Annotated in this window: 2 protein-coding genes; both read right to left on the minus strand. The window is 43.1% G+C overall.

What is annotated here, in order from left to right:
• Positions 1–316: 316 nt before the first annotated feature.
• Positions 317–793, minus strand: a complete 477-nt coding sequence (locus tag AB6D80_RS24610) for a hypothetical protein (protein ID WP_371703785.1) — start codon at positions 791–793, stop codon at positions 317–319.
• 217 nt (positions 794–1,010) lie between these two features.
• Entirely contained in the window at positions 1,011–2,402 is a 1,392-nt protein-coding gene (locus AB6D80_RS24615; protein ID WP_102249730.1) for a winged helix-turn-helix domain-containing protein, read from the minus strand.
• Between the last annotated feature and the right edge of the window lie 146 nt (positions 2,403–2,548).

The raw sequence follows: 2,548 nt of genomic DNA on the forward strand, positions 1-2,548 counted from the left end.
CTCAGGCCTTGAAAGCCGCTTAACAGAAATGTCCAACTTTACGGGGTCACTTCATTTGCGGGCTTTTTCTTTTCTGAAAGGCAGATGTGGGAAACAAAAAGAAGATTGGAGTAGCGAGTGACAAGTTGAAAGCAGATACAGGATGGATGCGAGTGAACGAGTAACGAAAAGCCCGTTTTACTCGCATCTATATATCCCCGTCATTCCCTACAGCGAGGAACGAGCGTGATAGGGAATGACGGGGGTTTTTGATCTTAGTATCCCGAATCTCTTCTACTTGTATCTAACTCCCCTTATCTCGCATCTAAAGAAACGCTTACTTACCTTGCTCATTACGCAGATACATAATGGCAACCATGCCAAAGCCGATAAGTTGCCATAGATACTGCCCATCGCTTGCGCCAGTGATGGTTTGAGTGAAAGCCATACAAGCAGTTACAAACAGAGAAGCGAATGCCGCATAGAGTAACCACGGGCGTTCTTTACCAGCCATGAATTCACCAGCGACCACCGAGCGAAGTACCAATAAAAATGGTACACATTGCAAAGCAATCAGAATAGGAAACATAAAATCGAACGTAGGGCTCAGTAAAACATGACCAACTTGGCTCTTATCCCAAGTGCCGACAATATAGCCTTTCCAGCCAGCCCAAGTGTCACCTGCATAAGCGGTATCGGGCGTAATGAAGCCAAGTAGCACGCCCATCACTTTATCGATAAAGCCATTTTTGAACCAAAAGACGAATAAGAAGATCTGAATTGGAATGATCTGAAAAGCAAACTTCTTCAACATGTGTATACCCCAAATAATAAATGATTTGGTGACCAGTATGTGGAAGTCGATGTTTTTATGCTTGATGCAAGGCAATCGAGCCTAACTCCAAACAATAATCAAACATGTTGAGAAGCCTGTTAGCACAAGGAAACCTTGCGGAAGAGCCGTTACTATTAGTGGTAACTCAACGTCTTCACTTCAAAGAGAATTATGTGGTTTAGGAAAGGTTTGTTTTTTATAAAGATTCAATAAGATCAAACAGTTGGCCATTATACTCTTTTTTCACTTCGGTATAGCGCTGATAGTTGTATTGCGAACCTTCTGGGTTATCCGACAACTTGTCAGCCACACTAAGTAGATAAAAACTGATAGGGCTCGGTGTACTTTCGGCCGCATAAAAAAGGTAAGGGAAAGCTTGATTGGCATGTTGGTTGATTAACAGTGCAAGACCCAAGGTAAGGTTGGCAATATCACAACGTGGGTTCATCTCAAAGGCTTGCTTTGCCAGTTGCAGTGCATGTTCGCGATCTTCTTGCTCATGACTTTGCAAATAAGCCAAAGATTCCGAATACGACAATAAGGCATTGACCAAATAATTGTCTCTTCCTTGCTGTTGAATCGTATCCAACTGAAGTGCGATCTCTGCAAATGGCTGTCCACCTTTGCCTTGGTAGAAAAGCGATATTCCCTCTGAAATAACCTTCCAATCGTCGTAGTTATCAATAGAAGTCACTCGATGACTGACGACACCGTATTCTGAACTCATTGGGGCAATAATGGCTTTAATCTCAAGAATCACATCCCCAATGGCATCAAAGAAGTTATCTTGGCTAAAGCTCTTTTCCACTTTCTGGCTTTGATTGGGCTGGCGGTTGTTTTGTATCAGCACGCTCAGTATATAATTACTGCCCTTTTGCTTGAGCCAACCTTTGAGTTCGACACCATTATTGGCAAGTGATTGCTTGCCCTGTTTTGAGAGCTGAGAGAAGTGGTAACCCGATAAATTTCTCGCTGAGTTCAGCCCGTAGAATAGGTAGTTGTACACGCTTTCCGACATCTCATAATCGTCCGCAGAATCGAGTGTTATGTCATGGATATAAACGGGAATTACATCACTTTGAGGCGCAGAAATAACAGCTGTGTCATTGGTTGAGACATCAATTTTCCACGCCCAAGTTGCTATTAAGCCAATAGAGAATACTGCGGCTGTAATCAGGGCAATGGTTTTATTTTTAGGCTTAGAAACAACTTTGATTTCAGGTGGGGGAATTTCTACTACGGGAGTAGTCTCAACGCTAGGCTGAATTATCTCAATATCGAACAGATAACCTTGCTTAGGAATGGTCTGAATGATGCGATACGGACGTACTTTATCCTGAAGCTGACTGCGCAGTAAACTGATGACCTGTCTGACCAAGTTGTCAGACACTTGAGTTCGCTGCCAGACATCAGCAGCTATCTGCTGCGTACTAACCACTTGCCCGCGCTTGTCGATGAAATAGCTGAGCAGCCTTGCTTGTAGTGGCTCTAAATGAATCTCTTCACTATCAATCACCAACTGGTTTTTATCAGGGTAGAAAGAAATAGGAAAGTCGTGTTGCAATACAAAGCAATGCGAGCGAGTCATAGTAGTTCTGTGGTTAGAAAAGACCACTCAAGATTATTGGTTTTACGAATAGTAAGCAAGCCAAGCATCAGAAATAAAAAAGGCTGCGCAGAGGCTAATGCCGATCAGTTAAAGCCAAAGTGATCGGTTGAAGGATCCTTCCGAGC

It is taken from the genome of Vibrio sp. 10N.247.310.17 (genome assembly GCF_041466605.1).
In the GTDB taxonomy this organism is placed as follows: domain Bacteria; phylum Pseudomonadota; class Gammaproteobacteria; order Enterobacterales; family Vibrionaceae; genus Vibrio; species Vibrio tasmaniensis_A.

What these genes read in the sequence shown, in the direction of transcription:
- AB6D80_RS24610 (WP_371703785.1), bottom strand. Translation starts at nt 793, where the DNA reads ATGTTGAAGAAGTTTGCTTTTCAGATCATTCCAATTCAGATCTTCTTA.
- AB6D80_RS24615 (WP_102249730.1), bottom strand. Translation starts at nt 2,402, where the DNA reads ATGACTCGCTCGCATTGCTTTGTATTGCAACACGACTTTCCTATTTCT.